General features: G+C 59.8%; 6 protein-coding genes. 2 read left to right on the forward strand and 4 right to left on the reverse strand.

The window, feature by feature from the left end; translation table 11 throughout:
• A partial coding sequence (locus RTI30_RS11375; protein WP_312283795.1) for a ribose-phosphate pyrophosphokinase occupies positions 1 to 794 on the forward strand: 794 nt, incomplete at its 5' end.
• A gap of 8 nt (positions 795 to 802) precedes the next feature.
• On the opposite strand, the gene RTI30_RS11380 is transcribed toward RTI30_RS11375, so the two are convergent.
• From RTI30_RS11380 to pgi, 4 genes are read right to left on the reverse strand one after another with little or no spacing between them, the layout of a single operon-like run.
• Positions 803 to 1,024, reverse strand: a complete 222-nt coding sequence (locus tag RTI30_RS11380) for a hypothetical protein (protein WP_312262519.1) — start codon at positions 1,022 to 1,024, stop codon at positions 803 to 805.
• A gap of 8 nt (positions 1,025 to 1,032) precedes the next feature.
• Complete coding sequence (locus RTI30_RS11385; protein WP_312262518.1) at positions 1,033 to 3,486, reverse strand: PBP1A family penicillin-binding protein; 2,454 nt, start codon at positions 3,484 to 3,486, stop codon at positions 1,033 to 1,035.
• Positions 3,487 to 3,521: 35 nt separating this feature from the next.
• Positions 3,522 to 4,691: a D-alanyl-D-alanine carboxypeptidase family protein gene (locus RTI30_RS11390; RefSeq protein ID WP_312262517.1), complete on the reverse strand. Its 1,170-nt coding sequence runs from the start codon at positions 4,689 to 4,691 to the stop codon at positions 3,522 to 3,524.
• A 47-nt stretch (positions 4,692 to 4,738) separates the two neighbouring features.
• Positions 4,739 to 6,361, reverse strand: a complete 1,623-nt coding sequence (gene pgi / locus RTI30_RS11395) for a glucose-6-phosphate isomerase (protein ID WP_312262516.1) — start codon at positions 6,359 to 6,361, stop codon at positions 4,739 to 4,741.
• A 306-nt stretch (positions 6,362 to 6,667) separates the two neighbouring features.
• Here pgi and RTI30_RS11400 point away from each other — a divergent pair.
• A partial coding sequence (locus RTI30_RS11400) for a cytochrome ubiquinol oxidase subunit I (protein WP_312283796.1) occupies positions 6,668 to 6,987 on the forward strand: 320 nt, incomplete at its 3' end.

The following is a 6,987-nucleotide window of genomic DNA, read 5'->3' on the forward strand; positions in this document are numbered from 1 at the left end:
GGCACGACGTTTTCGTGCTCCAACCCACCTGTGCGCCCACCAATGATCATCTCATGGAACTTCTGACCATGATCGATGCCCTCAAACGCGCCTCGGCCAATCGTATCACTGCGGTCATGCCCTACTTTGGTTATGCTCGCCAGGACCGCAAATCGCGAGCGCGCACCGCTATCACCGCCAAACTCGTCGCTGATTTGGTCACTACTGCAGGCGCCCATCGAGTTCTCACCATGGATCTGCACGCCGACCAGATCCAGGGCTTTTTCGACGTTCCGGTCGATAACATCTACGCATCTCCCATCCTGCTTGGCGATATCTGGCGGCAGAACCCCGAGAACCTCATGGTCGTGTCCCCCGATGTCGGCGGGGTGGTGCGCGCACGCGCCATTGCCAAGCGTCTGGAAGTGGACTTGGCGATCATCGACAAGCGTCGGCCGCGCCCCAACGAGTCGGTGGTCATGAACATCATTGGTGAGGTCGACGGACGCAGCTGTGTTCTGGTAGACGACATGGTCGATACCGCCAATACCCTCTGCGAGGCCGCCCATGCCCTGAAGAAACGGGGTGCGTTACGGGTGAGCGCCTACTGCACCCACCCGGTGCTTTCGGGACCGGCCATCGAACGCATCAGCGGCTCTGCCCTCGACGAACTCGTGGTTACCGACACCATTCCCCTCAGCGCGGAGGCTCAGGCTTGCGGCAAGATTCGTGTGCTTTCGGTGGCTGAGCTCTTTGCCGAAACCATTCGCCGTATTGCCGAGGAAGACTCCGTCAGCTCCCTCTTCATGGACTGAACCTGCGCTCAGGAGTAAGGCGCTGCCTGTGCCGCCAAATCATGACGCTGCGGCGCCTGTGGTGAAACGACATGAGTGCGGCCCTCCACCTGCAAAGGATGCGGGTCGGGCCGGTCGACTCCTTGGTCTAGCCAGGCATGGAGCAAAAAGTACGCGGGTATCGCCAAAATCAAGACTCCCCAAGCCCAGAGACCGCTAGAGATCGCGGTGTTCCCATCTTCCTTCGTCACTTTTCCTCCTAAAAGATTTTCATCAGCGCGCGCACGAAGCTTTGCTCCTGCTCTCGCCGTGATTTTTGCGCTGGCGGTAAATAACCGGCAAGGAAATAGCCGAGCTTACCCTTACTTCCACCCGCCAAGGTGCCGGTGCGGGGGTCGTAGCGCGCCTGCACCACATCCGGGGGGATGAAAAATCCATTGTCCGGCTGCCCTTTGAGGGCTGTTGCCATGTAACGGATCCAAATGGGCAGGGCTTCCCGCGCTCCTGCCGCCCAGGTCCCCATGCTGCGGTTGTCGTCATAGCCCACCCATACCGAAGTGGTGATTTCCGGATTGTAGCCGTTGAACCAGGCATTTTCCTCGGCATTGGTGGTGCCGGTCTTGCCAGCCAAGTCGTGGCGATGCAGGATCTGCGCCGCAACCCCGGTACCCACACGGATCACCCGCTCCATCATCCGCGTCATCAAATAGGCAACGCCCGGCGGGATGACGGTCTGCTGACTTGGCGGTCGGTAGGCCAGCGGGCAATGGAGCAGGGCTACCTGCGTACCATTGGCAGTGACGATCCTGCGAATGAGATAGGGGTGCGGAAGAAAGCCGCCGCTCGAAAAAACGGCGTAGGCGCGCGCCATTTGCAGAGGAGTGAAATCTCCGGCACCGAGAACCATGGAAGGGGTTGCCGGTACCTGAGAGGCCGGGAACCCAAAACGCTGCACATAGCGTTTTGCGTAGGGGATACCCACATCCATCAGCAAACGCACGCTCGGCACGTTGTGGGAATCCGCTAGATCCTCCCAAATGGGAAATGGCGTGTTGGAAAAGGTGCGGCTGTAATTGGTGGGCGCATAAATTTGCCCATTGCCGAGATGGATGATCAAAGGCGTGTCGGCAATCAGCGAAACCGGGGTGTAATAGCCTTTATGGCCACTGGCCAACAAGGCGGGCGCGTCGATGGCCGAGCTGTACACAAAGGGTTTGAAACCCGAGCCCGGCTGCCGATAGGCATAGAGGGCGCGGTCAAAATGGCTCAATTCGTAGCTAAAGCCTCCCGCCAGCGCCAGAATCGCTCCACTGCGACTATTGAGGGAGACCAGGGCACCCTGCACATGGGGAATCTGCGCCAGTTGCCAACCGCCATGGGGTACCGCATGCCAGACCCGGGTACCCCAGACGGGGTTGCCCGTGCCCGCCGTCGCCGCTGCCACATAAGGTCGCACCCAAATGAGGTCCCCTGCCGCCAGCACTTGGTTAACCGCCTGCGGCCGCTCGCCATTGGGCTGCAAACGGGCCCAGGCCACATCGCGCAGGGTCAGGGTCGCCTGGGTTTTTCCCTGAATGTCGATTTCCGCCTGCCGTGCATCCACCGTCTTGACCACTGCCCAGCGCAAGTTGGCGGGATCGAAATCGGGCAGCATCGGCGGTCGCTGCCCCGCCAAGGCAGCCTGCAATAGATGCCCACGCAGTTGCGCGATGGGACCATGCCAGGCCTTGGGATCCATGCTATCGAGACCCATGGCATAATTTTCGAGACCAATGGCCAGATCCCGGCTCGCGGCCCGCTGGTCCCGCGGGTCGATGCTGGTATATACCCGCAGGCCGCTGCGATAGGTGAAATCGGGGCCGAACTGCTTTTCCAGCCAAGTACGGATCCAATCCGTGGCATAGGGGGCCAGATTGCTGGCGGGGGCGTGGTAGTGCGCGACGATGGGCTTGGCGATGGCATTTTCGGCTTCCTTCTGGCTGATGAAGCCCAATTTGGCCATGCGCCGCAACACATAGTCCCGGCGCGCCTTGGCGGATGCCGGCGAGGCAATGGGATTGAAAGCAGATGGGGCCGCCGGCAAACCCGCCAGGGTCGCCATCTGGCTCAGGTCCAGTTGCCCCACGGTCTTGCCGTAGTAGGTCTCGGCCGCGGCCTGCACCCCATAGGCCCCCTCGCCCAGGTAGATCTTGTTGAGGTAGAGGTCGAGAATCTGCGCTCGATCCAAATGATAGGCGAGTTTATAGGCCAGCAGGATTTCCGCCACCTTTCGAGTGATGGTCTTTTTGGGCGTCAGATAGAAATTGCGCGCCACCTGCTCGGTGATGGTGCTTGCCCCCTGCACCGGCCCCCAATGAATGAGATCGACCCAGGCAGCCCGGATGATGCCGGGAAAGCTCACCGGGTAGTAGATGGGGTCGTGACTATAAAATTTGGAATTTTCGGCAGCGATGAACGCCTCTTGCAGGGGCTTGGGAATCTCCCGCAGCGGCAAGGCATAGCGTAACTGCGGACCGATCACCTGCAAGATTTGCCCATTATTGGCATAGATGCGCAGGGGTTCGGTAGGATGCCAGTGCTCGAGCTGCGCCACCGGCGGTAGCTCCTGCCAAATTCGATAGGTCCAGAAACCCAGCCCCACCACTGCATCAAGAAAGACGAAAAGAACAATGAACAGGAGCCAAAACCGCCAACTGCGGTGACCAAGCGCCATCGGTTAGTTCACGCTTTGCGCAGTGACCAAAAAACTCACAACGCCCCCCGCACGCGATGCCAGAGCCGGGCAAACCAACCCGCCTTGGTCACAGCGTTGGCGGCGAAGACCGGTTCTGTCTTCAAGACCTTGCCTTGCGCCAGAAGCTCGAGGCTACCCACCGGGGCACCAGCGGCAATCGGCGCCTGTAAGTGCGGATCCGGCACAAAGCGACTGCTGATTTTTCCACCCCCCGGCGTCGGCACTGCCACCTGGATCGCCCGCAGGGTATGCACCGAGAGGGTCTCCGGGCTCCAGTCGACGTGATGGAGACGCGCCACCACTGCCTCGGCAGGGAAAACCTGTACCTGCTTCCAGCCGTGGAAGCCATAGTGCAGCATGGCCGACGCATCGGTGCCGGCCACCGCGCGCGAACTCGCACCCAAAATCACCGCCACAAGACTCCGCCCATCTTTGCTGGCGCTCACCGCGAGGTCCCAATTATTAGCGGCGGCGAGCCCCACTCCCAGCCCAGTGATGCCCTTTTGTCCTGCCAAGGGGTTGTAGTTGTATTGCGTGATGTTGTTGTAGCGGTAACTCGCTTGCCCGGCTACTGCAGCCACCTGCGGAAATTTCACCAGCAGCGCGCGGGCAAGATGTGCCATGTCGAGAGCGGTGCTGCGCTGCCCGGGGGTTGGCATGCCGTCGGGGTTGACGAAGTGGGTCTGCTGCAAACCGAGTTGTGCTGCCTCCCGATTCATCAGGTCAACAAAACCGGAAGTGCTGCCAGCCACCGACTGAGCGATGGCGATGGCGGCATCATTTCCACCATCGATGAGTAGGCCGTGGGTCAGTTCGTCCACCGTCACCGGCAGCCCCGGTTGGATGAACATACTCGAGCCCGGGGCATGCCAAGCCTGCACCGAAACCGAGATCTTTTGGTCTGGATGCAGAAGCTTCTGCTGTTCTGCCTGATAGAGCAGATACGCCGTCATCAGTTTTACCAGCCCCGAGGGGTCGTAACTCGCCTGACCGTTTTGGTCGAGCAGCACTTGGTTGGTGTTGACGTCGAGGAGCACCGCCGCCTTGACGCCAGAAATCTGCGGCGCTGGCATGGGTGGCGGCGCCGGCAGCGTCGGGGTGGGAATGACGGCGTAGGCGCTACTGGAAAGTAAGAAAATGGCAAAGAATGCAGCAGTTTTTTTCATTGCGGCGGCAGTACTCATGGGGAAATGTTCCCCTTTGGAAAGACTGCCGCCGGGAAAAGTTCCCGTTACGGGTTACGAGCCTGCCGATAACGCGCAATCAGACGCTGGGTCGAGCTGTCGTGGGGATGCGTCGCCACACCACGGATGTCCTCGTCTACCCGTGCGGCGAGAACCTTGCCCAATTCCACCCCCCACTGGTCGAAGGAATCGATGCCCCAAATCACCCCTTGGGTAAAGACGCTATGCTCGTACAGCGCCACCAGGGTGCCAAGAGAAAACGGGGTGAGGGCATCGACGAGAAGCAGATTGTTCGGCCGATTACCTGGAGAAACCCGGTGCGGGATCTGTGCCTCCGCTACCCCCAAGGCGCGAAGCTCGGCGGCAGAGCGACCGAAGGCCAAGGCCTCGGCCTGGGCGAAGAGGTTGGCCATGAGCAAGTCGTGTTGTTCGGTGAAGTCGCTCAACGGCTGTACAAAACCGATCAAGTCGCAAGGCACTAGGCGCGTGCCCTGGTGCAGTAGTTGGTAGAAGGAATGCTGACCGTCGGTCCCCGGCTCGCCCCAAATGACGGGACTGCTGTCGACCGTCAGTGGCACACCATCGAGATCGACCCGCTTGCCATTACTCTCCATCTGCAACTGCTGCAAATAGGCCGGAAAACGACGCAGGTCGTGAGCGTAGGGGAGGATCGCCTGACTCTGGGCCTGCCAGAAATTGTTGTACCAAAGGGCGATTACCCCTAGTAACACCGGCAGATTCTGTGCCAACGGCGCGTGCAGAAAGTGCTCGTCCATGGCGCGAAAGCCCGCCAACAGGTCGCGGAAGCCCGCCGCACCAATGGCGAGCATGGTCGCAAGACCAATGGCAGAGTCCATGGAATAGCGCCCGCCTACCCAGTCCCAAAAGCCGAAGCTGTTTTGCGGGTGGATACCGAAAGCTGCCACTGCCGCGTCGTTGGTGGAGACCGCCACGAAGTGGCGTTCCACCGCCGCCTCGCCCAGGGCGGCAACGAGCCAACGGCGAGCAGCCTGGGCATTGGTCATGGTCTCGAGGGTGGTGAAGGTCTTGGAGGCGATCACAAAAAGTGTCTGTTCTGGGTCGAGCTCGGCCAGCACGGCCTCCAGGGCGGCGCCATCCACATTGGCGACGAAGTATTCCCGTATCCCCGGCACGCGATAGCGACGCAGGGCATGGTAGGCCATTTCTGGTCCCAGGTAGGAGCCACCGATGCCCACATTGACGATCTGGCGTAACGCTTTACCGCTGGCTCCGCACCAGGTCCCGGCATGGACACGATCGCAGAAGTCCATCATGCGCTGTAAAACCGCGTGGACCTCTGGCACTACATTGACACCTTGGTCGAAGATTTCTTCGTCGGCGGGCGCACGCAGGGCAACATGCAGCACGGCACGATCTTCGGTACGGTTGATGTGCTCGCCCGCGAACATTGCCGCTCGCTGCGCTTCGAGACCGCGCTCCCGAGCGAGTTCGAGGAGCGCCGCCAGGGTCTCGGCACGCAGCCAATTCTTCGAATAATCGAGGGTGATCCCGCAGGCCGCGGCTACCATTCGCTCACCGCGTGTGGGATCATCGCGAAAGAGCCCGGCAAGGGTGGTCTCGCCCCAATCGGCACGCTGCGCCAACAATTGCTGCCAAGCCCGAGAATCTTGCAGTTGTGACCTGCCCATGTCTTTCTCCCTGTCAAATTGGCAATTGCCCTATGGCAGCCCTCCGCAAGCTTAGGAGAAGGATTAGCGTCCTGCAAACCGAAAAGGGCGTGCAAAAGCGATGATCTAAATATATAAGCATCTTAATATAGTGGGTTATTTCACGGAAATTGGTGCAAAACACCCGTCAGTTTCGGTGCATTTGCACCAGTCCCGCCCGGGAATATCAGTAACATCTTATTTTTGCTGCATCCAGCTCGGTGCCAGTTGTGGCATGGCCCTTGCTCTATTGTCCTCGTTACAACCCAACCCATCGAGGAATCAGAGATGATCATCGAAAATAGCTTACCCGTCCTGCTCAGTCGGCTGGACTTTGCATGGATCACTACCATGCACATTCTCTGGACGCCGTTGACCATCGGCATGTCCTGGTTGCTTTTCGTGCTCGAAATCGCCTGGCTACGCACGGGTGACGAGCGCTGGTACAAACTCAATCGTTTCTTCGAGAAGATCTTCATCATCAACTTTGGTGCTGGTGTAGCCACCGGCGTGACCATGGAGATGGCCTTTGGCATCCTCTACGGCCCCTTCTCGCAAGCCGTCGGTCCCTTCTTTGGCAACATTCTGGGCTTTGAGACCATTACCGC

This window comes from Candidatus Igneacidithiobacillus taiwanensis (assembly GCF_031962545.1).
Taxonomy (GTDB): Bacteria; Pseudomonadota; Gammaproteobacteria; order Acidithiobacillales; family Acidithiobacillaceae; genus Igneacidithiobacillus; species Igneacidithiobacillus taiwanensis.